Source organism: Oceanobacillus kimchii X50 (genome assembly GCF_000340475.1).
Lineage (GTDB): Bacteria > Bacillota > Bacilli > Bacillales > Amphibacillaceae > Oceanobacillus > Oceanobacillus kimchii.
Genome location: NZ_CM001792.1, coordinates 2015514 through 2041218 on the forward strand (window position 1 = coordinate 2015514; position 25705 = coordinate 2041218).

Genomic DNA, 25705 nt, shown 5'->3' on the forward strand with positions numbered 1-25705 from the left:
CCATTTTATCCTACATAATCTAATTTATGGTCATTTTTAATAATTGTATCAATAGTTCCTCCACCAAGGCATACGTCACCGTCATAGAATACTACAGCTTGTCCTGGAGTGATTGCCCGTTGGTCTTCTTTATATGCTACATATACTTGGTTATCTGATTTGATAGTTACATTTACTTCACTATCTTGTTGACGATAGCGGAATTTTGCGGTACATGTAAAGGAATCAGAAATTTTGTCAGGTTGAATCCAATTAATATCTGTAGCAATAAGTGCATTCGAATACAAATAATCATTCTCATATCCTTGACCAACATATAAAATATTATCAGATAAATTTTTACCGACTACAAACCAAGGATCCCCAGAACCACCGATTCCAAGACCTTGTCGTTGACCAAGTGTGTAGTACATTAAACCATCGTGAGTACCTTTAATGCTACCATCTAGCGTTTGCATTTCGCCTGGTTGTGCAGGTAGATATTCACTTAGAAATTCTTTAAAATTTCGTTCACCTATAAAACAAATACCCGTAGAATCTTTTTTCTCTGCCGTAACTAAACCATGTTCTTTGGCAATTTTACGAACTTCTGATTTAGGTAAATGTCCCAATGGAAACATCACTTTTTTCAGTACATCTTCAGACAATTGGTTTAAAAAGTACGTTTGATCTTTATTATCATCATTACCTCTTAACATTTGAACACGACCATCATTATCACGATGAACTTGTGCATAATGTCCAGTTGCTAAATAATCTGCTCCTAGAGCCAATGCATGGTCTAAAAATGCTTTGAATTTTATCTCTTTATTACACATAACATCTGGATTTGGTGTTCTTCCTGCCTTATATTCATCTAAAAAGTACGTAAATACTTTATCCCAATATTGTTTTTCAAAGTTAACTGAGTAGTACGGAATGTCTAGTTGATTACATACACGTACTACATCGTCAAAATCTTCCGTAGCTGTACATACACCAAATTCATCGGTATCATCCCAATTTTTCATGAAGATACCTACAACATCATAGCCTTGTTGTTTAAGTAATAAAGCAGCTACAGATGAATCGACTCCTCCGCTCATTCCAACAACTACACGTGTATTTTTGTTATTTTTCATGTTCGTTCCTTCCTTTATTTTAATAATCTATTCACAACTTTTACGATTCGATTACTTGCTTCTTGTATATTTTCCGCTGAATTCATACTACCAAAACTAAATCGAATGGAATTCGTAGTAATTGGATTTCCTTCACCATACATTGCTGCTAATACATGAGAAGGCTCTACACTTCCAGCCGTACATGCACTTCCACTAGATGCGGCAACACCATCAAGATCAAAATTAGTTAACATAGCTTCTACATTGACTCCATCAAAACTAATATTGATAATCGATGGGATTGTATGATCTTTATCTCCATTAATTGAAAATAATATATTTTTTTCAGTTAATGTTTGGAGAAGAATTTGTTTATAGGATTGGTAAAGTTTCAATCTCTCGTTCCTATTTTGCATTGACAATTCAACTGCTTTTTGAAATCCGACGACTCCAGGAATGTTTTCAGTACCAGCACGACGTTTACGCTCTTGTTCACCACCATATGACAAGGCGTTAATAGCTATTCCTTCTCTTGCATAGAGAAATCCGATTCCTTTTGGTCCATTGATCTTGTGAGCAGAGGTTGTTAATAAGTCAATTCCCAATTCATCAACATTAATATCTAATAAGCCATACGCTTGCACTGCATCAGTATGAAAATATGCTTGGTGTGATTGTAATAGCTTACCTATCTCTTCAATTGGTTGAATCACACCTGTTTCATTATTTACAAACATTATTGATACAAGAATTGTCTCATCCGTTAAAGTTTGTTCTAAATCTTCTATATTAACTCGTCCTGTATCATCTACAGGTAAATAAGAAACTGTAAAACCTTGTTTTTCAAGTTCTTCTGCCGTATGAAGTGTAGCATGATGTTCTTGTACAGTGGTAATAATATGCCTACCCTTGTGCATATTTGCTTTTGCAGTTCCAATTAATGCTAAATTATCGGCTTCCGTTCCACCACTTGTAAAGATTATTTCTTTTTCTATTGCATGAATAGATTGTGCAAGAAATCTTCTCGCTTCATCTAAATGTTGCCTAGCTTTTCTCCCAAATGAATGAACACTTGAAGCATTTCCTACAACATCCTGATAAATTGGTAACATTGCTTGTACAACTTCATCGGCAATTGGTGTAGTAGCAGCATGATCTAAATATATTGGTTGCATTGATAAAAAACCCTTTCCTTCTAACTGAATCAATTTCATAATTAAGATAGTGGATACAATCCCAATGCCTATAATTCAAACATTAATATCTAACACTAATTATTCATTTTTTAAATAAAATTTAGCATTAAGAAATTGACTAAGCTATTTAAATATAAAACATATACGCATCGCGTGGTTCATCATTTTCATGATCTACTAAATCTTGTAATGTAGTATGATCTAAAACATCTTTAACTGCGTCTCGTATGCTTAACCATAAGGACTGTTGTGCTGGTTTTTCTTCTTCCATGCCTTCTACAATTGTTAATGGACCTTCAAGAACTCTAAGGACATCACTTGCTGTTATCAATTTTGGCTCTCTAGATAACATATATCCGCCATAAGCTCCACGCACACTCTTCACTAAACCTGCATTTCTCAAAGGAGAAGCTAACTGCTCCAAGTAATGCTCGGAAAGATTATTTTCATTTGCAATCATTTTCAAAGAAGTTGGACCTTCTCCGTAGTGAAGTGCTAACTCAATCATAATTGTTAACCCGTATCTACCTTTTGTTGAAATCTTCATTTATGGACACCTCATATTCTTCGTTCCTATTGCATTCTACATGTTATTATATCATGACAACCATCCTCTTGCATTTCAATAGAATCCACTATAAGCTTGAAGGATAAAACAACTGAAATAAAAAGGACGATTTATTATGAATTATCATCAACCGCTCGCATATCGCATGCGTCCGAAAAACATAGATGAAATTATAGGACAAGAACACCTTGTTGGTCAAGGGAAAATAATTGATAGGATGGTAAAAGCAAAGATGCTATCATCCATGATTCTTTTTGGACCACCAGGGACGGGAAAAACTTCTATGGCTTACGCTCTAGCAAATAGTGTCGGCCTACCTTTAAAAATATTAAATGCTGTAACTGATAAAAAGAAAGATATGGAAATAGTCGTAGAAGAAGCAAAAATGAGAGGGCAAATGGTACTTATTCTTGATGAAGTTCATCGACTAGATAAAGCCAAACAAGATTTTCTACTCCCTCATTTAGAAAGCAACCTACTAACCTTGATTGGTTGTACCACGAGTAATCCATATCACTCTATTAATCCTGCAATACGCAGCCGCTGTCATTTATTCGAACTGCACGGTTTAACGATTGAGAATGTGAAAACTGCGTTACATCGTGCAATATTACAACACAATGAAACATCTCAATATGATATTAATATAGAGGAAGATGGACTTGAACATCTAGCTTTAGCAGCAAATGGAGATTTACGATCATCCTTAAACGGATTAGAGTTAGCGATAAGTTCAACTCCACCAACGGAAGCTGGTGTAATTGAGATAACATTAGATATTGCGGAAGAGTGTATGCAAAAAAAATCCTTTTCACATGATAAAGATGGGGATGCACATTACGATGTTTTATCCGCCTTTCAAAAGTCAATCCGTGGTAGTGATGTAGATGCAGCACTACATTATTTAAGCCGCTTAATTGAGGCAGGAGACCTCGATAGTATTGCAAGACGGATGATCGTTATTGCATATGAAGATATCGGGCTTGCTAACCCTCAAGCAGGTCCAAGAGCTGTAGCTGCTGTACAGGCTGCAGAACGATTAGGTTTTCCAGAGGCTCGAATACCACTTGCAAATGTCGTTGTAGAACTTGCATTATCTCCAAAATCGAACACAGCCTATAAAGCATTAGACGCAGCATTGAGTGATATAAGAACTGGCAGAAGTGGAGATGTCCCTGCTCATCTTAAAGATTCTCATTATAAGGGAGCAGAAAAATTAGGAAGAGGACAAGAATATTTATATCCTCATAATTATCCTGGTGCCTGGGTAGATCAACAATATCTCCCTGACTCTATCAAAAACCGAATCTATTATTCACCAAAAGATACAGGTAAGTTTGAAAAAGCACTAAAACAAGTATATGAAAAAATTCAACGAGATAGGAAGAATTAACGTATATTTACACTTCTTTACGGTAACAATAGAAACTACTATACACAATTTCTATTGATTTCTAAAAAGAGGAGTGAATATTCAAATGGCAAAAGTAAGACAAGATGCGTGGTCACATGAAGATGACTTATTATTAGCAGAAACTGTTCTTCGTCACATTCGAGAAGGAAGCACTCAGTTAAATGCGTTTGATGAAGTTGGTGATAAGCTTAATAGAACTTCTGCTGCATGCGGATTCCGTTGGAACGCAGAAGTACGTATGAAATATGATAATGCAATTGATCTAGCTAAAAGACAACGAAAAGAGAAAAAGAGAGCAATCAGCGCAGGCATGAAAAAAACATACAGTACACAACAACCTGCAACATTCTCATCTAGCATGGAAGAAGTAGAGCTTAGTGACTCTCCAAAACAGATAACTAACTCTACACCAACTATTAATTTAGATACCGTAATTCAATATTTACGAGAATTAAAAAAAGACTATCATGCTTCCAATCAATCAAAATCTGCATTGGTATCCATAGAACATGAGAATACAACGCTAAAATCAAAAGTAGAAGAATTACAGGATAAATTAGCGGATACCGAGAAGCAACTGGCTACCATGCAAGAAGATTATCAAACATTTATCCAAATAATGGATCGTGCTAGAAAAATGACTGTTTTTAATGATAATGAAAACGGATTTGTTGCACCAGCTTTCCGAATGGATAAGAATGGTAATTTAGAACAACTTGCTAATGGTTCAAATTAATAGTCATGTTAAGAGAAACTGGATGATTTCTAGTTTCTCTTTTTTTGTATATCAATAAAACACAAAACTGCCAAGAAAATATCCTGACAGTTAATTTTATGTATACGCTCAATCCCGATTGTGCCGTCTTATTTCAAGCTTTGATCCCGCTATCAGCAGGTGGGTGTCCTGTTTTAAAGATATTGTGCCTCCTACAAATTTAGGCTTGCACGCACATTAAAAACCAATTAGACTCCCATTTTTACAGTTGTTCGGTCAAAATACTTTTAATAGACGAACACATCAGGATGAAGCATAAAGTAATTTTATTGTGTGTTCATATTAGCATAAATGTTTTTTCAAGACAATAGGTCAGCTGTACGAAAATTTTATTGATCTTTTCCTATTGATTGCAATTGGATAGATAATTCATCTAATTGATCATTACTTACACCACTTGGAGCTGAAGTCATTAAATCAGAGGCTGAAGCTGTTTTTGGAAATAGTATGGTATCGCGTAAATTCGATCTACCTGCTAACAACATAATAATACGGTCTAGACCAAGAGCAATTCCTCCATGGGGAGGTGCACCAAATTCTAAAGCATCTAATAAGAATCCAAATTGATTACGAGCTTCTTCTTCTGAAAATCCTAAAACATTAAACATTTGATCCTGTTGTTCCTTCTGATGAATACGTATTGATCCTCCTCCTAGTTCAAAACCATTTAAAACTAAGTCATATGCATTTGCACGTACACTAGCAGGATTGGATTCTAATTTATCTATATCTTCTTCAACTGGAGAGGTAAATGGATGGTGTGCAGCAAAATATCTGCCTAACCCTTCGTCATACTCTAAGAGTGGCCAATCTGTTACCCATAAGAAATGGAACTTGGATTCATCAATTAGGTCTAACTCCTTGCCTAAGTGAAGACGTAAAGCTCCAAGACTATCGTATACAACATTTGTTTTATCCGCTACAAACAGCAATAAGTCTCCTTGCTCTACATCTGCACGCTCACGAATCCCCGTAACTTCCTCTTCAGATAAAAATTTAGCAATAGGTCCTTTCAATTCACTTTCTTCAGCTTTTAACCAAGCAAGCCCTTTAGCATCATAAACTTTTACGTATTCTGTTAATTTATCAATATCTTTACGAGAATAATTATCAGCTTTACCCTTTATATTTAATAAGGCAACCTTTCCACCGTTATCTACTGCTTGAGAAAAGACCTTAAATCCAGATGAAGCCACTAAATCGGAAACATGAATTAACTCTAAACCAAAACGTGTGTCTGGTTTATCGGAACCGTATCTATCCATTGCTTCTTGATATGGCATACGTGGTAATGGTAATGAAATTTCTATACCTTTTACTTCTTCCATTACTTTTTTCATCATATGTTCCGTCATATCCATTATTTCATCACTTGTTAAAAATGATGTTTCAATATCGATTTGAGTGAATTCAGGTTGTCTATCAGCACGTAAGTCCTCATCACGGAAGCATCTTGCGATTTGATAATAACGTTCAAAACCGCCCATCATGATTAATTGTTTAAACAATTGTGGAGACTGAGGTAAGGCATAAAATTCACCTGGATGTACACGACTAGGAACTAAATAATCCCTCGCTCCTTCTGGTGTACTCTTCGTAAGAATCGGTGTCTCCATCTCCATAAAATCATTGTCATTTAAGTAGTTTCGAATTGCTTGTGTTGTTTGATGACGTAATCGAAATGTTTCTTGTAGTGAATTTCTGCGCAAGTCTAAATATCTATATTTAAGTCGAACATCTTCAGATACATCGGTTATATCTTGGATGGTGAATGGTGGCGTTTTTGCTTTATTTAAGATTTGAATGCCTGAAGCATTAACTTCAATCTTACCAGTTTTCATGGAAGGATTGAAGGTGGATTCATCACGAGCAACCACTGTACCATTTATTTGGATTACATATTCAGAACGAATATTTTCCGCTGTTTCCAAGGCCTCTTTTGAATAGTCAGGGTTAAAGACAACTTGTATTACTCCTGATTTATCACGAAGGTCAATAAAAATTAATCCGCCAAGATCACGACGTTTTTGAACCCAACCTTTTAGCAGTACTTTTTCATCGATGTTTTTTTCAGTTAGTCTTCCCGCCATTAATCTTTCACTCATTTATTATTCCTCCATTCAATTTTCCCTTAAGAACCTCTATTAATTGAGACATGGAAACCTCACTTTGATTACCTGTAGACATTTCTTTTAAAGTGACTTCCTGCTTTTCAATTTCATCATCACCAAGGAAAATGACAAATTTAGACTGGTAACGATCGGCAGCTTTTAATTGCCCTTTCATTTTGCGTTTTTGATAGTCCATATCAGCTTGTATTCCATTCATACGAAGCTTCTTCACGATTTTCGCCGCTTCTAACTTAGCTCCATCTCCCATATTCGCAACAAAGCAGTCAAGTTGTTGATCAATAGGTAGTGTTATACTTTCAGCCTCAAGCGCCATTAATAACCTTTCTAAACCCATTCCAAAACCAATTCCAGGTGAATTAGGTCCTCCAAACTCTTCACTTAATCCATTATAACGTCCTCCACCTGCAAGGGTTGTAATTGCTCCAAACCCTTCTGCTTCACTCATAATTTCAAAAGCAGTATGGTTATAATAATCTAATCCCCGCACAAGATTCGGATCAACTACATATTCAATATCCAAAGCATCTAAATATGCCTTTACTTCGTTAAAGTATGTTACTGAATAATCATTTAAGTATTCAATTATTGAAGGTGCTGTCTTCATAGCAGGATGATCTCTATCTTTCTTACAATCAAGCACACGCAGTGGATTTTTATCTAATCGATTTTGACAGTCATGGCATAATTCTTCCCTGTGAGGTTCGAAGTGTTGAATTAATGCATTACGATGCGATTTTCTACTTTCTTGATCACCTAATGAATTAATAACAAGTTTTAAAGATTTTAAACCGAGACCTTTGTATATATTCATTGCAAAATCAATTACTTCTGCATCCACTGCAGGATCTTCACTGCCAATAACCTCTGTTCCAAATTGATTCAACTGTCGCATTCTACCTTTTTGAGGGCGTTCATAACGAAACATGGAACCAAAATAAAATAATTTAATTGGTTGATTAGGACTTCCGAATAGTTTATTTTCTACATAAGCTCGAGCTACAGAAGCAGTTCCTTCTGGACGTAATGTTAGACTTCTTCCACCACGATCTTCAAAAGTATACATTTCCTTCTGAACAATATCCGTTGTATCTCCTACCCCTCTTTGGAATACTTCGGTATGTTCAAACAGCGGGGTGCGTATTTCTTGATAATGATAACTATTACAGATCTCTTTAATTTTACTTTCTACAAATTGCCATTTTACAGTTTGTTCCGGTAATAAATCAACAGTTCCTCTTGGAGCTTTCATGCTCATAATCTTACCTCCTTAAGATTATCCGTACATATAAAAAACTCCCGTCCCTTCAAATTAAAGAAGGGACGGGAGTTTACCCGCGTTGCCACCCTAGTTGATGCTCAAAATTAGAACATCCGCTTTCACAGTTAACGCCTGCAACACGTTTATACCTACTATATTCGATATAAAACCTCCAGAATGTCTTTCATATGGAGCATATAGGAAATAGTTTCCAGCCAATGACTACTTCTCTCTTTGCTACTGCTTCCAAATTACTTTTTCTTTCAACGGTTGTACGTTCTTATTTTACTTGGAATGTCTATTATAATAATCTCTGTTTGTAAGAATGTCAAGAACGGATTATCTTTTTCTTTAATAACTTTACTTCACCAATGGATATCCCTAACTCTGAAGCAATTTCCATATAATTCGAGCTTTCTTCTATTTCCATAAAATGATGTAGATCTGCAGATAATAGATCAGAATTTTGGTTTGCACCCCAGTGTTTTTTTTGCACTCGCAATATTTCCACTCCTCCAAATAAATTCCATTCCTACCTCTAGCTTTGCCTAAAAGAATATTTTTTATTATACTGTTAAAAGATAAAGTTCTATTCGGGGAGGAAGATCGTGAAATTAACGACATTTTTATCAACCATTTTATTTACGCTACTGTTTATCTTTATATTTGAACAATCAGTAACTGCTGACACTGCAATTGTAGATGGAGAAGGAATACATGTGAGAAGTGGTCCAGGTTCTGAATACGATAGTATTGGGAATGTAAATGAAGGGCAATCTTATCCATTAGTACAGCAACAAAATGATTGGGTGGAAATAGATTACAATGGTGAGTCAGGCTGGGTTTCCCAAGAGTACATAAATATTGAGCAAACAGAGCAAGAATATGCTGAAATAGATAGTGAATCCGTAGAAACGGTCTACAATAACACACATCTAAGATCAGGTCCTTCTGTTAATGATTCTATTATTGATTATGTTGATCAAGGAACTACTTTAAATATTGTTCAGAGTGAAGAAGAATGGCTAGAGGTTGAGTATAAAGAATCAACTGCCTTTGTTCATCGAGATTTTATTTCGGATACCACAAAGATACCAAATAATGATGGATTTAAAAATAAAACAATTGTAATTGATGCAGGTCACGGTGGAAGAGATGTTGGAGCAATTGGTACCTCTAATACGTATGAAAAAGACTTTGCATTTCTAACGGCTCAAGAATTAGCTAGTGAGTTGACTTATCTTGGAGCTGATGTACACATGACAAGAAGTCATGATGAGTTCATTTCATTAAATAGTAGAGCATCCTATGCAAATTTTGTTGATACAGATGCCTTCATTAGTATTCACTACAACAGCGTAGCTGACCTACCAAACGTCACCGGAATTGAAACCTTCTATTACAATGAAAAAATGAAACCACTCGCTGAATCGGTTCAACAAGGGATGATTCGGTCTTCAGGGGATGAGGACCGCGGAACATCTTATGGAGATTTCCAAATTCTTCGTTTAAGTTTACAGCCTTCCCTATTATTAGAATTAGGATTTATTTCTAATAAAGAACAAGAAGCACTGCTTTCAACAACCGGTTACCAAAAACAATTAGTGAGCGGGATACTTGAAGGATTATCCACACACTTTAATCGATAAAAAAATCGCCAGCTTTTTCGGAAGTCTGGCGATTTTTTTATCGATCTTTACTGTCAATAATTAAAGTTACAGGTCCGTCGTTCGTTAATTTCACGTCCATCATAGCACCAAATTTACCGGTTTCTACATGTATCCCTTCATTCGTTAAAGAAGTGTTGAATTTATTATATAAATCTTCAGCTATCGATGGTTTTGCTGCTTGCATGAAGTTCGGTCTTCTTCCTTTACGGGTATCACCATATAATGTAAATTGAGAAACAGAAAGGATGCTTCCGCCTATATCTTTTAAGGATAAGTTCATTTTTCCATTATCATCTTCAAATACACGTAAATTAGGAATTTTCCCTACCAAGTATTGTATATCTTCATGTGTATCTTCGTGTGTAATACCTAGTAATACGACAAATCCTCTGGTTATACTACCTACAATTTGATTGTCTACTGTTACACTTGCTTCTTTTGATCTTTGTATAACTACCTTCATATTAAATAACTCCTAACCATAATACGAAATTCATTCAGCCGGGGATTCGTTCAAAAGCATGACCTAAAGGCTCTTGAACAGAATCGAGTTGAGAATGATTTCACTCCCTTGATAAAAAATGGTCGTTTTATTGCACTGTCCTTGTTACGGTATAAACATCTCGAATTTGTTTAATTCGGTCAACAATCTTTCTTAAATGATTTGTATTATGAATTAATATAGTTAATTGAATGATCGCCATCTTATTTCGATCCGATCTTCCATTCACATGCGTAATGTTCGTTTTCATCTCATTTACTGCTTGAAGAACTTCATTCACTAGTCCTCTACGATCGTATCCAGTTATTTGTAAATCAACATGATACTGCTTCCGTTCAGCGTATTCACTTTCCCACATTACATCTATATATCGCTGTTTTGCTTCTTCCGTTTGAACATTTGGACAATCTGCTCGATGTACTGATACTCCTCTACCTTTTGTGATATAGCCTAATATCTCATCCCCTGGTACGGGATTGCAACATTTAGCAATACGAACAAGTAAGTTATCTACACCAGCCACTCTAACCCCGGAATCCTTTTTGTACATTCTTTTTGTATGTTGATCTGAATCTGTCTTGACTTCTTCAATAGTTGTTTGCAAATCTTGTTCTTTCTCGCGAGATTGTCTGATTTTTTCCGTTAATCTCGTTGCAATTAAAGAAGCAGTAATTCCCTGATAACCAACTGCAGCATACATATCATCTTCATTTTGGAAATTAAATTTATCAAATACTCGATTTAAATTGTCTTGGGTTAAAACTTCCTTAGGATCAATATCATTTTCACGTATTTCTCTTTCGACTGCTTCTTTTCCTTTAACAATGTTCTCATCCCGTTGTTGTTTTTTAAAGAACTGCTTAATTTTACTTTTCGCTTGTGAAGTTTGTACCATCTTTAACCAATCTTGAGAAGGACCATAAGAATGCTTGGAAGTCATTACTTCCACAATATCGCCATTTTGTAATTCATAATCTAATGGCTCCATTTTGCCGTTAATTTTTGCACCAATCGTTTTATTACCTATTTCTGTATGAATTTTAAATGCAAAATCTAATGGAATTGAACCTGAAGGAAGTTCTATTACTTCTCCCTTCGGTGTAAATACATATACCATGTCTGAAAATAGATCGATTTTCAATGACTCAATAAATTCTTCTGCATCATGAGTTTCACTTTGCCATTCTAGTATTTCACGAAACCAAGATAACTTCTCCTCGAAACTACTTTTTTCTCGAGAAGCTTTTCCTTCTTTATATGCCCAATGTGCAGCTATACCGTATTCCGCAATATCATGCATTTCTTTTGTGCGTATCTGTACTTCTAACGGGTCACCTTTTGGACCAATTACAGTTGTATGAAGTGATTGGTACAGATTTTGTTTTGGCATTGCGATATAATCTTTGAATCGTCCAGGCATCGGTTTCCAATTTGTATGAATAATACCAAGCACTGCATAGCAATCTTTAATATTTTCAACAAGAATACGTACAGCAAGTAGATCATAAATTTCATTAAATTGCTTTTTTTGATTCACCATTTTTTGGTAGATACTATATAAATGTTTCGGTCGGCCTGACATTTCCGCCTCGATATTAACCGTATCCAATTCAAGTGCCAACTCATCGATAACTTCTTGAATATAAGATTCTCTTTCTTCGCGCTTTTGCTTCATTAATTGAACAATCCGGTAATACTGCTGCGGATTCAAATATCGTAAGGCAGTATCTTCTAACTCCCATTTAATAGTTGAAATACCTAAGCGATGTGCTAAAGGGGCAAATATTTCTAATGTTTCATTAGAAATTCTACGTTGTTTTTCTGGAGCAAGATGTTTTAAAGTGCGCATATTGTGCAATCGATCTGCAAGTTTAATCATAATAACACGTATGTCTTTTGCCATTGCTACAAACATTTTCCGATGGTTTTCCGCTTGTTGTGCTTCTTTTGTTTCATAGCGAATTTTACCTAACTTGGTTACACCATCTACTAACATTGCAATTTCATGATTAAAGGCTTCTTCTAATTGTTCTACGGTTATATCAGTATCCTCAACAACATCATGTAAAAACCCTGCAGATATCGTCTCTGAATCCATCTGTAAATTAGCTAATATTCCTGCGACTTGAACAGGATGGATAATATATGGTTCTCCAGATTTCCGAAATTGATCTTTATGCGCATCAGAAGCAAATTCATATGCTTGCTCAATTAATGCGATATCATCTTCAGATAAATACGTTTTTACTTGTTCCACTATATCCCTTATCGTTACATTTTCATCTTTTGCCATGTAATCACCTTTACTTGCTGTATATTCATATAAATAACTTTATTCATTTTAACATTTTAGTTAATTTCATATGTAATGGAAGACGACGACTCCTGTAGCTTAAAAACGACTAGGAAAAGAAGTTATTTTTTCCTACTTAGTTGAAGCCGAGACTTTCTAAAAAAAGCTACCACTTGCAAAGGAATCAAACATTGTAACATTTAGATTCCACACAAATATCTTATTTTCAAATTGATTTATTTGTTAAATAATATTAATTATAAATCTTTTTGATCCATACTGTCCAACTATAAAAAAAGTGCCCGTTTAATGACGTACAATCTGCGTCTTTTTCCTTTGAGTTTAAGGAAACATGTTGAGCTCGAACAAACTGATGTTGACTTTCAGTCAGAGGGAACAAGCACGACTAAGCCTCATAAAAATCGTAATGGAGAGCGTCAAGTATGGAGTTAAGATTACTCTCACGAAAAGATTTACTAATTGCAGGGTTTGCGCCGGAAGTAGCTGGTTCAGTTAAATAGTTATCAAATTTTATAATTTCCTATAAGATTATAAAGAAGTAGGCCTGACAATTCTATGGCAATGTCAGACCTACCGTTACAACTCTAACTCTAATATGTCATTAAAGTTAATACATCGTATCCTTCTAGTTTATCTTTTCCATCTAGGTATCCTAATTCAACAAGAAATGCACACCCAACAACAATGCCTCCAAGTTGTTCTACTAATTTAATCGTAGCTTCTATCGTTCCACCAGTTGCTAGTAAATCATCTGTAATGAGTACTCGTTGACCTGGTTTAATTGCATCTTTATGAATCGTTAGTACGTTTTCACCATATTCTAATCCATAATCTACTTTAATAACTTCTCTAGGTAGTTTGCCTTCTTTTCGTACAGGCGCAAATCCTACTTCCAATGCATAAGAGACAGGACAACCAACAATAAACCCTCTAGCTTCAGGACCTACAACTAGATCAATTTCTTTATTTTCAGCATAATCAACAATCTCATCTACTGCAGACTTGAATGCTGCTCCATTTGCCATTAGTGGAGTAATATCCTTAAATTTAATACCTTCCTTAGGCCAATCTTCTACAATTTCAATATAATTTTTAAATTCCATGTGTTGCTTCCTCCCTCGGATTTTCCAAATAATCCATGCACTCCATAAACCATTTTCTTAAATCCTCATAATTTGAATAATACAGTTGTTTTTCTATCTCAGATTGTTGCTCTCGCGATTGATAAACAGTTGATTCTGATAAGTCTTTCTTAAGTGGATTATCTAATGCCGTTATTTTACCATTTTCTATTTTAACAAAGCCTAAATCTGAAAACACTTCAGACATAAAATTAATTTTATCATCATTCCAACCTTTATGCTTTCTTAACGAATCTAGATAAGTATGCATATGGAATGGGCCTTGTTTCTTTATTAATGCATAAAACCACACAAAATCTTCTCTACTAGGAAACGCAAATAAATAATTGCTTGATTCCACTTCATAACAAGCTACAATTTTCTTTGGTTGAAAATAATTAATCACATATTTTAAATCATCCAAATGTTTGGGAAGTTCATCTATATAAACTGTTTGGCATTTGTTATAGTCACTAATAATGTCTTTATTATAACTAACTTGACTAACTTCACTTACCATATTTTTTGTTTGATTACTTACAATGATTGCATCCTCTTCAAAATGAGGAATAATATTTTCTCTACGTTTACCTCGAAAATCAAATAACTGCCACTCATCTATCTTCATATCCTGAATCATTAATTGTGCAGTCTGGTTACCGTTCCATTCGTTAATCGATAATTCCCCAGCAATTTTTATCGGTGTTTGCGGGGCAATTTGATTATATACGTCACCCCATCCGAAGCCAATAGCATCCATACGAGTAGAACTTGTACGAAATTGCATTTTTAAATGATTCTTTTGGCTACCAATTCGCTTTATGTCCGCAGGAATTTCTTTAATTTGAAAAACAGGCTTCGGGTTTTTCATCCCAAAAGGAGCAAGCTTTGAAATATCCCTTATTAATTCTAAAGTAATATGTTCCAAACTTAATTGTCCACTTATTTCCAATTCCTGTTTTAAATCTTCTTCAGCAAGTTCGTTGTTTAATATATTATCAAGTTGAAATTCTAACTTATCTACATTTTCTATCGGTAACGTCATACCAGCAGCTTGAGAGTGCCCACCAAAGTGTGTAAACAGATCTCTCATACGCATACAGCCTTCAAATAAATCAAAAGCAGGAATACTACGAGCAGAGCCTTTAACAACTCCTAATTCAGGCTGAGTTGATAATACAATTGCTGGTCGATCATATTTTCGAACAAGATGTGAAGCCACAATTCCGAGAACTCCTTGGTTCCAACCTTCATTAGAAACTACAATAATTCTACGCTCTGGTTTTGATTTCACAATTTGATCGGCTTCACTAACGATACGTTGAACAACTTTCTTTCGTTCATCGTTTATTTTGTTGATTTCATTTGCTATTTCGATAGCTGATTCCATATCTTCCATAAGAAGTAATTCGACTGCTAAGTCAGCGTCCTGTAATCTTCCAACAGCATTTAATCGTGGACCAATAGAAAAACCTATGGACTGCTCATCTAAATCTTCTAGTTGGCATACTTGTATTAATGCTTTTAAACCTACATCCGTAGTCGTTCGTAATTCCTCTAACCCGTAATAGGCTATTACTCTATTCTCGTCGAATAAAGGTACTAAATCAGCAATTGTCCCAATTGCAGCGTATGATAATAACTGAACAGGAAAATACCCCAGAATTGCTTCTGCAAATTTTAAAGCTACTCCAACTCCAGCTAATTCCTTAAACGGATAGTCGGGAGAACATTTAGGATGAATAATCGCGAAGCATTCTGGTATATTGGTTTGAGGTTCATGATGATCGGTAATAATTAAATCCATACCTAGTTCATTAGCTATATCTGCTTCATGAACCGACGTTATACCAGTATCTACAGTAATAATTACATTATACCCTTGTTCAGATGCGGTACGAAATGCCGTTTCATTAGGACCATAGCCCTCCGTAAACCGGTTAGGTATATAAAAATCGCATTTAGCCCCTAGTTCAGTTAATGCTTTTAACATTACTACTGTTGAACTTACTCCATCTGCATCATAATCGCCAAATACTAAAATCTTTTCTTCATTTTGTATTGCTTTATGTACTCGTTGAACCGCTTTTTCCATGTCCTTTAAAAGAAATGGTTGATGAAGATCTTCTATTTGCGGGGATAGAAACCGTTGCACCTCTTCATTTGTTGTTAGTCCTCTTTGAATAAACAACTGCTTCATTAATGGAGATTGATCAGTATTTTCTAGTAAAGAACTTTTATGATCTTCTATCTGATTATATCTCCATTTCATTTTACTCTCTAACATACGTTCACCCCTGACTAATCTATTATACAAAAGTAAGTTAAGAGGAGCAAATAGATTATATATTCTTTTTTAATTATTGACTATTACATCAGAGATAATAGACATAAAAAAAGAAAAGGGTGGAACTGAAATATTTAATCAGAAGATAAACATGAATGAACTAAGCTTTGAAAATCACTCCATATATTTCCAGAGCCAATTTGCAAAATCATCCATCTTCTGAATAATACTACTTCGTATGTCCCATCCTCATCTTAAATTACACTTGTGGTCCTTCTACTTTTTCTTTTTTTGTGAAATCTACCGGTTTATCTTTAACTGTACGGGCTCTCCAAACGAACCACAATTGTGATGCAAAGAGTAGAGAAGAATACGTTCCAGCCAATAATCCTATTAGTAACGCAAGCGCAAAACTCCAAATAGATGTCGCGCCTAAAATCAAAAACGCTAATACAGCGATAATTGTTGTTACTGAAGTATTCACAGTTCTGGTAAAGGATTGTACAATACTTCTATTAACAACTCCTGCTAATGCTTTAAAGGATTTTACCCGTTTTTCACGACGAATGTTTTCACGGATTCGATCAAATATAACAATAGTGTTATTGATTGAGTAACCAACTATAGTTAAAATCGCAGCAACAATCGTAACGTTAAATTCTATTTGTGTGACACTGAATAACACAAGCATCAGAAATACATCATGTAATAATGCGATGACCGCCGTAATACCAAAGAAAAATTCAAATCGAATGGTTACGTAGGCTATCATAAAAATTGATGCTATTGAAACTGCATATATTGCATTTTTAACTAATTCTTGTCCTACTATTGGTGATACAACACTTACACTTGGTGTTTGACCATAAAGTTCATTAAAATGCTGTTGAACTTCATCTACACCAGATTCATCAAGTACAGTGTCAAAACGTGCAACTGCAATTTGATTATTTTCTCCTGATAAATTCACGGAGCTAACTTCATGACCAAGTTCTGCAAATTGGTTTTCCACTTCTTCGGCAGTTAGGGACTGGTCAGCAACCACCTCTATCCTAGAACCACTTGTAAAATCAACTCCAGGATTTATTCGGAAAATACCAATAGCGATTGCGCCAACAATAACTATAATCGAAGTTGTAATAAAAAATTTCTTTCGATGTTTGACAAAATTGATGGAACGTCCAAAGATTTTCGGGTCTTCTTCCGGTTTTGCAATGTCTTGGATTTGTGTTTTATTAACACCTAGCCATGGTTTTCGGTTTTTAAGAACTCCACTCTGTACCCATAACCCCAGTAATAGACGTGTTCCAAGTACTGCTGTAAGGAAGCTTAAAATTATACTGATGATTAACATTGTAGCGAATCCCTTTACAGAACTTGTTCCGAAAATAAATAATACAATAGCTGCAATTAAAGTCGTTATATTCGCATCTAATATAGTTATAAATGAATTTGAATTACCCGATTTAAAGGAAGCCTTTACGGATTTTCCTAGTCGAAGTTCTTCTTTTATTCGTTCGAAAGTAATTACATTAGCGTCAACTGCCATTCCAACACCAAGTATTAACGCAGCAATACCAGGTAATGTTAGAACTCCGTTTAGCATTTCAAAAACTAAGATTACCAAATATACATATACTGCGAGGTTAATTGCAGCAATGATTCCAGAAAAACGATAGAAACCAATCATAAATAAGATAATTAATCCAACACCGACAATACCTGCAAACACTGTCTCGTTTAATGCCTGTTCACCAAATTGAGCACCTACAGATGTTGAAAATATTTCAGTCATATGTACAGGTAATGAACCTGAATTAATAATATCTGCCATTTGCTGTGCAGACTCAACCGTAAAATTACCATTAATCATAACATTACTAGAATTGATTGGACCATCTACATTTGGAGCCGACACGTATTTGGGTTCAGATTTTGCAGACTCTTCTTCAAAAGAATCACCTTCTTGATAATCCATCCAAATAACTAAACGACTATCTTCCTTTTCACTAATTTCAGTAGTAACATCACCAAACTTAGATGCATCTTTTAATTGCAATGTAACAATGGGAGCATTTGTATTGGGATCAAAGTCTTGCTTTGCACTTCCTTCTACTAGATCAGTTCCGTCCAAATACAAATTATCATTAACATCACGGAAGGTTAGATGTGCGGAAGTTGATAGCATTTCCCTAGCTTCCGCTTGATTATCTACTCCTGCTAATTGAACTCGAATTCGATTATCACCTTCGATATCAATTACAGCTTCACTGATACCTAAACGGTTTACTCTGTCATTCAATGTTTGTACTGTACCTTCTAATAAACTCTGTGAAATTTCTTGAGATGAATCTACCGGTTCTACTTCATATAAAACTTCAAAACCACCTTGTAAATCGAGTCCGAGGTTTACATCTTTTGTGATATTGGTAAACGTTGTTCCAATTACTCCTGCCAAAGCTAATACGACAAGAAAAAAGGCAACGATTCTACCTCTTTTTTTCATCGAATCCATTTCCTCCTTCATATGTATTACGATTATTATTATTATGCATCTGCATTATTTTCTGTCAATGCAACAATAGATGCCATCAAGTCCTCATTTTGATAGGAAGACATGGTTAAATAACTTAGGTAAATATTTGAACCTAAGTGAAAAATATCCTGAATAACTTCATATAACCGTTTTTCTGGATCTCCTCTCCACACCTTTTCTTTTAAGCATCTCCAAACATCATCCGCTGTAGCCTGTGAATAGCCTAGCATTTCTAGCTCTTCCGCTTTACTTTGTAATGCCGGAATAATGGTTTGTTTCCATCCATCCACATTATGCTTCATTTCCATTTTATCGCCACCAATTCCATTATAGATTGGAACAACTGTCATGCTTTGTCCACCTAATTGCATATATATCATTGTATATCAATTTTAAATATTTGAGAAGGCAGGTCGACAATTATGACCAAACAATCATTTCTACAAGGAGCTATTATATTAATTGTAGCTGGAATGATTACCCGTTTTATGGGATTTATTAACCGTATTGTTGTTGCAAGATTGATGGGAGAAGAAGGTGTTGGATTATATATGATGGCATTACCAACTCTATTTCTGGTAATGACATTAACACAGTTCGGACTTCCAGTTGCTATTTCAAAACGAGTTGCTGAAGCTGATGCGCAAAATGATCAACAAAAAATTAAGAAAATAGTCGTTGTATCTTTAGCAATTACTCTATCCGCTAGTATTGTCTTTACTGCAATATTAATACTTATTGCTCCTTTGGTGGCATCAACGTTGTTAACAGATGAACGCGTCATGGTACCACTTATTGTTATTAGTCCTATTATTCCAATTGCAGCTGTGTCAGCAGTATTACGAGGGTATTTTCAAGGAAAACAAAATATGACTCCTCAAAGTGTAGCTCAAGTTATCGAACAAATAGTAAGAATTATATGCGTTGCCCTATTTATTCAGCTACTTCTTCCTTATGGAGTAGAATACGCAGCTGCCGGAGCAATGTTTAGTGTTATTTTAGGTGAATTCATTTCATTACTGTATATGGTTCGTAAATTTAAACGGAAACGAACGATTAAAGTAAGGAATAATTTTTTTAAAGTATTAGCTGACGGAAAACAAACAGCGAAAGACTTATTTTCTATCTCAATACCTACCTTAGGTAGCAGAATGATTGGTTCATTCTCTAACTTTTTAGACCCCATTTTGGTTGTTCAAAGTCTTGCACTCGCAGGAGTAACAGCTACTGTTGCTACGAAGCAATACGGAGAACTCACCGGATATGCGATGCCTTTGTTATTTCTACCAACATTTATTACAAGTTCTTTATCTATTGCACTCGTTCCTTCTATAGCAGAAGCGGAAGCCAATAAGCAGATAAAAATGATTCACAACCGTATTCATCAATCAATACGAATTTCCTTTGCATCTGGAGCAATTTCAACTGTCGTTCTTACGATCTTTGCGACAGAGATACTTACGTATATGTACGGTTCAAGTTCTGCAAGTAAATTCTTGTTGTTGATGGCACCTTTTTTCTTATTTCTTTATATACAAGCTCCCTTACAATCTGCACTACAGGCACTTGATTTAGCTAGACCAGCTATGTGGAATAGCCTTATCGGTATGGGAATGAAATTTTTAATAATGATCTTATTTGCATCGAATCCTTCATTTGGCATATTAGGTGCTGCCATGGCAATTTGTGTAAGTGTAGTAATTGTAACGCTCCTTCACTTAGCAGTATTAAAGAAAAATATTAATTATATGATTCCGTTTATTGATTTTGTTAAGATGATTGTCTTAGTTGGTCTTACATTTGGTATCGGATATTCATTAAAGCAAATCATGCCTAATCTTGACGGACAAATTATTATTTTTGGAGCTTTATTAATTGTATTACTATTAATATATATCCTATTGCTATTTATATTAAAATTTATAACAAAGCAAGAGCTTCAGCAAATTCCCTTATTCAGAAAAAACAAGTAATACTACTGGTACTTTAAAAAATTGAAAAGAAAATAACGACCAATAGTTGGATTTTATTCTTATATCCGTATTAGTCGTTATTTTCTTTTTATCCCGTATGAGTTAATTTCATGTGTGAAAACTGAAAATTGTTCTGCTTGATTTCCATTGCAGGGAATGCTTTTTAGTAGATTCTTAATTATACGATAACTAAAATAAAGACGAACACAATTTCTAGTGGATCTTCAGTTCACGCTATTCCTACAGGAGTCGTCGTCTTCAATTACAATCGAAGGCAAATGAAGTTTCTCTTTATTATCATTAACTTATTATCAAATGAATTCAAATTTATTATGCTTCTACATATTGGTATAAGGTAATAAATATCGAAAATAAATATATATGGAAGATACAATTAATGATATAAATACGATAATCAATCCAAATTTCATAAAACGGAGAAAAGGTATTTTTTCACCTGCAGTTTCTGCCATCCCCGCAACAACAACATTTGCTGAAGCACCAATTAGCGTAGCATTTCCTCCTAAACAAGCTCCTATAGCTAGTGCCCACCATATTGGGTCCAAATAAATCATTCCATAAGATTCAAATTCTTGAATTACTGGGATCATAGCTGCAACAAATGGAATATTATCAATAAACCCAGAGAATATCCCAGACATCCATAATATAAGTATTGTAGTCGTTACATAATCCCCTTCTGTAGTTGCAACTAATAATCTTGCTAGTTCATCAATAATACCGACCTGTTCTAATCCCCCAACAATAGTAAATAAACCAATAAAGAAAAATAATGTTACCCATTCTACTTTAGAAAATACTTTTTCAGTATGTAAATCCTTTTCTGTAAGTAGTAAAAGTAGAATAGCCCCTGATAGAGCAATAGCTGTCATTGACACATGTACAATTGAATGGAGTATAAAGCCCATTATGGTTAGCAATAGCACACTTACTGATTTATATAATAAAGGAGAGATTAATAATTTTTCCTTTGCGTCTAGCTTTACTATTTTCTCAACTTCTGGTCGTGCTTCTTTTAAGGATTTGCGAAATATAACTAACAAGAATAATATCTGAATAACAAACATTATTATTGCCACTGGTCCTGTATGTTGTAGAAATGATAGGAAAGTAAAATGATCGACAGCTTGTCCAATCATTATATTTGGAGGGTCCCCAATTAAAGTCGCAGACCCTCCTATATTTGAACTAAAAATGATCATTAATAAAAAGGGAAACAACGGTAAGTTTAGTAATTTCGTTATTTGAATCATAACAGGCACAAAAATTAGTACAGTTGTCACATTGTCTAGAAATGCTGAACCAATAGCCGTTAAAATACCAGAACCAATCAGTAAAGCAATCGGATTACCTTTTACTTTTTGCGCAAAACGAATTGCGATAAATGTAAATAGTCCTGTTTTTTCAGTGATTGAAATGAGAACCATCATCGAAAATAATAAAGCAATTGTATTCCAATCAATATATTGCGTAAATACCTCATCTATCGTATATACACCTGTTAATATTAAAAGAGTTCCACCCGCCAGTGCTATAATTGCTCGGTTAACTTTTTCCGTCATAATAAAAATATAACTTACGATAAAGATAATTCCTGTAAGAATCACTTCCATATATCTTATCCTCTCGTTACAAATATTTATATCACCGTACTTATTCGTGTAAATCTCCCTGTGAAAACTGGGAGGTAGGATAACAGATACTATCTCCCACTAACTTGCTAAACGTCAATGGATACTTAATCATCCATTGACATAAGACTCCCTTATAAGACTATATGCAAAGATAGAGTGAAATATCTTCTTCTAAATTGAATTCTTAGGAATAAACTGTATTAGATGAGGACAAACACTTTCTAAAGGAGGCTTATAGTTTGAATAGAAATCAGTGGACTGCGTTATTATATGGATGGATTGCTTTATTCGGAATTTTAATCATTGCTAGTTTTATTCTGGCATTGCTGCTCAATTTCACAGAATTTAGCGAGTCAGCTTTAAGTTTAGTTACTTTAATAATTGGTATTGTAGCTCTTTTCATTGGAGGATTAATTGCAGGATTAAAAGGAAAAAACAAAGGATGGATGATTGGAGCTATGATTGGAGTAGGTTTCACATTATTAATATTTCTAGTGCAATATTTAGGTTATCAGCAAGGTTTTTCGTTAAAACAAACTGCCTATCATAGTCTTTATCTAGGTGTTGCACTTCTTGGGGGTATTATAGGTGTAAATTTATCAGGTACTACCGAGGTTGAATAAAGTAGATAATTAAAAAAGCTAATGGTGATGTATATGCCCTTTTAAAGCGCCACATCGTCATTAGCTTCTTTTATCTTCCCATAACTACATCTTATGTATATATGGGCTAAGTGAAATTAGTCTTGTTTAACTTCACGAATAGCATTACGATCGTAAGTTAACTTCGTACCTTCTGGTGTAATTAATACAATCGTACCTTCATCTAACGCATGGATTTTAGCGTGTAAGCCACCAATAGTAATGATATCATTACCTTTTTCTAAGTTATCCTGCATTTGTTTTACTTGCTTTTGACGCTTTTGTTGTGGACGAATAAGTAGGAAATAAAAAATCGCAAACATTATTATAATCCACAAAAATGGCATAATAGCTTCCATCTACTTCAACTCCTTTCTAAAAGTTCTTTGGATTAGCTTTGTTTAATCCATATTGTTCAAAGAATGACTCTTTGAAATCACCAAGTCGATCTTCTTTTATAGCAGTTCGGACTTGCTCCATTAATTTTAACAGAAAATGCAAGTTATGATAAGTCGTAAGTCTGAACCCGAATGTTTCATTACATTTTATTAAATGCCTGATGTATGCTCTTGAGTAATTTTTGCACACGTGACAACTACAATTCTCATCTATCGGATTAAAATCTCGAGCATATTTTGCATTTCTTACTACTAATCGTCCATTTGATGTCATGCATGTTCCGTTACGTGCAATTCGGGTTGGTAGTACACAGTCAAACATATCAATACCCCGAATCGCTCCGTCTATCAGTGCATCTGGTGAACCAACTCCCATTAAGTAACGAGGTTTATGCGATGGTAGAAGCGGTGTAGTAAATTCTAATACTTGATTCATTATATGCTTTGGCTCCCCAACAGAAAGTCCGCCAATTGCATAGCCGGGGAAATCTAACGAAACAAGGTCTTCTGCACTTTGCTTTCGTAACGCTTCATATTCGCCACCTTGAACAATTCCGAACAATCCTTGGTCATAGGGACGATTATGTGCCTGTAGACATCTTTCCGCCCAGCGAGATGTTCTCTCCACCGAAGCTTTCATATAATTGTATTCTGCTGGATATGGAGGACATTCATCGAAAGCCATCATAATGTCAGAACCAAGAGCGTTTTGAATATCCATTGCTTTTTCAGGTGACAAGAAAAGTTTCTCACCATTTAAGTGATTACGGAAATGGACCCCCTCTTCTTTTATTTCTCGCATATCGCTAAGACTAAATACTTGAAAACCACCTGAATCAGTCAGAATTGCTCCATCCCAATTCATAAACTTATGCAACCCACCTGCTTCACGTATAATATCCTCACCTGGGCGTAACCAGAGATGATACGTATTCGATAATATTATGTTGGCTTGCATAGATTGCAGATCTTCAGGACTCATTGTTTTTACTGTTGCCAAAGTCCCTACAGGCATAAATGTTGGTGTATCAAAGGAACCATGAGGAGTATGAACTCGTCCTAATCTTGCTCCTGTTTGTTTATCCGTCTTAATTAATTCATACGTTATAGGATTCATTTTATTCTTCCTTCTTATAAGATTAACATAGCGTCACCGAAACTAAAGAAACGATATTTTTCTTTCACTGCTTCATTGTAAGCATGAAGGATTGCTTCTTTACCAGCTAATGCGCTTATCATCATAATTAATGTTGATTTAGGTAAATGGAAATTTGTAATTAAACCATCAATCGCACGGAATTCATATGGGGGATAAATAAAAATATCTGTCCACCCACTTGTAGCAACAAACTTATCATGATCACGAACAACCGTTTCTAATGTGCGAGTAGATGTGGTTCCTACAGAGATGATTCTCCGACCTGTTGTTTTAGCTTCATTAAGTTTTTCTGCTGCTACTTCCGACATGGAATAAAACTCCGAGTGCATATCGTGATCTTCAATTGAATCGACACTAACTGGTCGAAATGTACCAAGCCCTACATGTAATGTGACAAAAACAATATTGACACCCATCGCTTCGATATCTGCTAACAACTTATCTGTAAAATGTAACCCGGCAGTAGGTGCAGCTGCAGAACCTTTCTCTTTTGCATAGACAGTTTGGTATCTATCTTGCTCAGGTAATTGCTCTTTAATATATGGAGGTAATGGCATCTCACCTAATTGATCTAAGATTTCATAAAAAATACCAGTATAAGAAAAAGTCATGATTCGTCCGCCGTGATCTTTAAGATCAATACAAGTCGCTTTTAACTCCCCATTACCAAATACGACTTCAGTGCCAATTTTTACTTTTTTAGCTGGTTTAACAAGTACTTCCCATGTATCTTCTTCTTGTTGATGTAATAGTAAAACCTCTATTTTTGCACCAGTATCTGATTTTACCCCATATAATCTTGCAGGCAGAACCTTTGTGTCATTTAATACCAAACAATCACCCGCTTGTAGATAAGTAGTAATATCTTTGAAATGACGGTGAGTGATTTCACTAGTTTGTTTATCCAAAACACATAAGCGTGAAGATGTTCGATCTTTAAGCGGTGTTTGTGCAATTAATTCTTCTGGTAAATGAAAATCAAAATCTTCTATTTGCATGTTTA

21 protein-coding genes, 1 other RNA gene and 1 other annotated feature are annotated in these 25705 nt (G+C 34.9%); of the genes, 5 read left to right on the forward strand and 17 right to left on the reverse strand.

Features of this window, described 5'->3' with window-relative positions; translation table 11 throughout:
• Nucleotides 1-5: 5 nt before the first annotated feature.
• The 3 genes from mnmA to cymR all read right to left on the reverse strand — a co-directional run bounded on the left by mnmA (nt 6) and on the right by cymR (nt 2846).
• Nucleotides 6-1121: a tRNA 2-thiouridine(34) synthase MnmA gene (mnmA, locus tag C794_RS10685; RefSeq protein WP_017797127.1), complete on the reverse strand. Its 1116-nt coding sequence runs from the start codon at nt 1119-1121 to the stop codon at nt 6-8.
• A 14-nt stretch (nt 1122-1135) separates the two neighbouring features.
• Nucleotides 1136-2278 (reverse strand): cysteine desulfurase family protein, encoded by a 1143-nt coding sequence (locus tag C794_RS10690; protein WP_017797128.1) that lies wholly within the window; start codon nt 2276-2278, stop codon nt 1136-1138.
• 148 nt (nt 2279-2426) lie between these two features.
• Nucleotides 2427-2846 (reverse strand): cysteine metabolism transcriptional regulator CymR, encoded by a 420-nt coding sequence (cymR, locus tag C794_RS10695; RefSeq protein WP_017797129.1) that lies wholly within the window; start codon nt 2844-2846, stop codon nt 2427-2429.
• A 136-nt stretch (nt 2847-2982) separates the two neighbouring features.
• On the opposite strand from cymR, the gene C794_RS10700 reads away from it, so the two are divergent.
• Nucleotides 2983-4260 (forward strand): replication-associated recombination protein A, encoded by a 1278-nt coding sequence (locus C794_RS10700; RefSeq protein ID WP_017797130.1) that lies wholly within the window; start codon nt 2983-2985, stop codon nt 4258-4260.
• An 85-nt stretch (nt 4261-4345) separates the two neighbouring features.
• On the forward strand, nt 4346-5017 hold the full coding sequence (locus tag C794_RS10705; RefSeq protein ID WP_017797131.1) for an RsfA family transcriptional regulator: 672 nt from the start codon (nt 4346-4348) through the stop codon (nt 5015-5017).
• 107 nt (nt 5018-5124) lie between these two features.
• Here the strand turns inward: C794_RS10705 and ssrS are convergent.
• From ssrS to C794_RS20840, 4 genes are all read right to left on the reverse strand, one after another.
• Nucleotides 5125-5309, reverse strand: a non-coding RNA gene (ssrS, locus tag C794_RS20455) — 6S RNA.
• A 76-nt stretch (nt 5310-5385) separates the two neighbouring features.
• Nucleotides 5386-7161, reverse strand: coding sequence for an aspartate--tRNA ligase (gene aspS / locus C794_RS10710; protein WP_017797132.1), 1776 nt, complete (start codon nt 7159-7161; stop codon nt 5386-5388).
• Entirely contained in the window at nt 7154-8443 is a 1290-nt protein-coding gene (gene hisS, locus C794_RS10715) for a histidine--tRNA ligase (protein WP_017797133.1), read from the reverse strand. The genes aspS and hisS overlap by 8 nt, the downstream gene beginning before the upstream one ends.
• A gap of 58 nt (nt 8444-8501) precedes the next feature.
• Nucleotides 8502-8722: a binding site (T-box leader), on the reverse strand.
• Between the two features lie 52 nt (nt 8723-8774).
• On the reverse strand, nt 8775-8948 hold the full coding sequence (locus C794_RS20840; RefSeq protein ID WP_017797134.1) for a hypothetical protein: 174 nt from the start codon (nt 8946-8948) through the stop codon (nt 8775-8777).
• Between the two features lie 106 nt (nt 8949-9054).
• Here C794_RS20840 and C794_RS10725 point away from each other — a divergent pair, with 106 nt between their 5' ends.
• Nucleotides 9055-10095, forward strand: coding sequence for an N-acetylmuramoyl-L-alanine amidase family protein (locus tag C794_RS10725; protein ID WP_017797135.1), 1041 nt, complete (start codon nt 9055-9057; stop codon nt 10093-10095).
• Nucleotides 10096-10132: 37 nt separating this feature from the next.
• Here C794_RS10725 and dtd read toward each other — a convergent pair whose 3' ends face one another.
• From dtd to C794_RS10755, 6 genes are all read right to left on the reverse strand, one after another.
• A complete protein-coding gene (dtd, locus tag C794_RS10730; protein ID WP_017797136.1) occupies nt 10133-10579 on the reverse strand; it encodes a D-aminoacyl-tRNA deacylase in 447 nt (148 codons plus the stop codon).
• A 127-nt stretch (nt 10580-10706) separates the two neighbouring features.
• On the reverse strand, nt 10707-12911 hold the full coding sequence (locus C794_RS10735) for a RelA/SpoT family protein (protein ID WP_017797137.1): 2205 nt from the start codon (nt 12909-12911) through the stop codon (nt 10707-10709).
• 611 nt (nt 12912-13522) lie between these two features.
• Nucleotides 13523-14035: an adenine phosphoribosyltransferase gene (locus C794_RS10740; RefSeq protein WP_017797138.1), complete on the reverse strand. Its 513-nt coding sequence runs from the start codon at nt 14033-14035 to the stop codon at nt 13523-13525.
• Nucleotides 14025-16340 (reverse strand): single-stranded-DNA-specific exonuclease RecJ, encoded by a 2316-nt coding sequence (recJ, locus tag C794_RS10745; protein ID WP_017797139.1) that lies wholly within the window; start codon nt 16338-16340, stop codon nt 14025-14027. Before recJ ends, C794_RS10740 begins: the two co-directional genes overlap by 11 nt.
• A gap of 259 nt (nt 16341-16599) precedes the next feature.
• A complete protein-coding gene (secDF, locus tag C794_RS10750; protein WP_017797140.1) occupies nt 16600-18846 on the reverse strand; it encodes a protein translocase subunit SecDF in 2247 nt (748 codons plus the stop codon).
• A gap of 41 nt (nt 18847-18887) precedes the next feature.
• Nucleotides 18888-19226, reverse strand: a complete 339-nt coding sequence (locus C794_RS10755) for a post-transcriptional regulator (protein ID WP_017797141.1) — start codon at nt 19224-19226, stop codon at nt 18888-18890.
• A gap of 72 nt (nt 19227-19298) precedes the next feature.
• On the opposite strand from C794_RS10755, the gene spoVB reads away from it, so the two are divergent.
• Nucleotides 19299-20849 (forward strand): stage V sporulation protein B, encoded by a 1551-nt coding sequence (spoVB, locus tag C794_RS10760; protein WP_017797142.1) that lies wholly within the window; start codon nt 19299-19301, stop codon nt 20847-20849.
• 338 nt (nt 20850-21187) lie between these two features.
• Here the strand turns inward: spoVB and C794_RS10765 are convergent, their stop codons facing one another.
• Nucleotides 21188-22483 (reverse strand): ArsB/NhaD family transporter, encoded by a 1296-nt coding sequence (locus C794_RS10765; RefSeq protein WP_017797143.1) that lies wholly within the window; start codon nt 22481-22483, stop codon nt 21188-21190.
• 260 nt (nt 22484-22743) lie between these two features.
• On the opposite strand from C794_RS10765, the gene C794_RS10770 reads away from it, so the two are divergent.
• Nucleotides 22744-23127: a TIGR04086 family membrane protein gene (locus tag C794_RS10770; RefSeq protein ID WP_017797144.1), complete on the forward strand. Its 384-nt coding sequence runs from the start codon at nt 22744-22746 to the stop codon at nt 23125-23127.
• Between the two features lie 116 nt (nt 23128-23243).
• Here C794_RS10770 and yajC read toward each other — a convergent pair whose 3' ends face one another.
• The 3 genes from yajC to queA are packed head-to-tail and all read right to left on the reverse strand — an operon-like array spanning nt 23244 to nt 25700.
• Nucleotides 23244-23504 (reverse strand): preprotein translocase subunit YajC, encoded by a 261-nt coding sequence (yajC, locus tag C794_RS10775; protein WP_017797145.1) that lies wholly within the window; start codon nt 23502-23504, stop codon nt 23244-23246.
• A gap of 16 nt (nt 23505-23520) precedes the next feature.
• The gene (gene tgt, locus C794_RS10780; protein ID WP_017797146.1) at nt 23521-24660 is read right to left on the reverse strand and encodes a tRNA guanosine(34) transglycosylase Tgt; all 1140 of its coding nucleotides are present in this window, start codon (nt 24658-24660) and stop codon (nt 23521-23523) included.
• Nucleotides 24661-24674: 14 nt separating this feature from the next.
• Nucleotides 24675-25700 carry a tRNA preQ1(34) S-adenosylmethionine ribosyltransferase-isomerase QueA gene (gene queA, locus C794_RS10785; RefSeq protein ID WP_017797147.1) on the reverse strand — a complete coding sequence of 342 codons (1026 nt, stop codon included), beginning with the start codon at nt 25698-25700 and terminating at the stop codon, nt 24675-24677.
• Between the last annotated feature and the right edge of the window lie 5 nt (nt 25701-25705).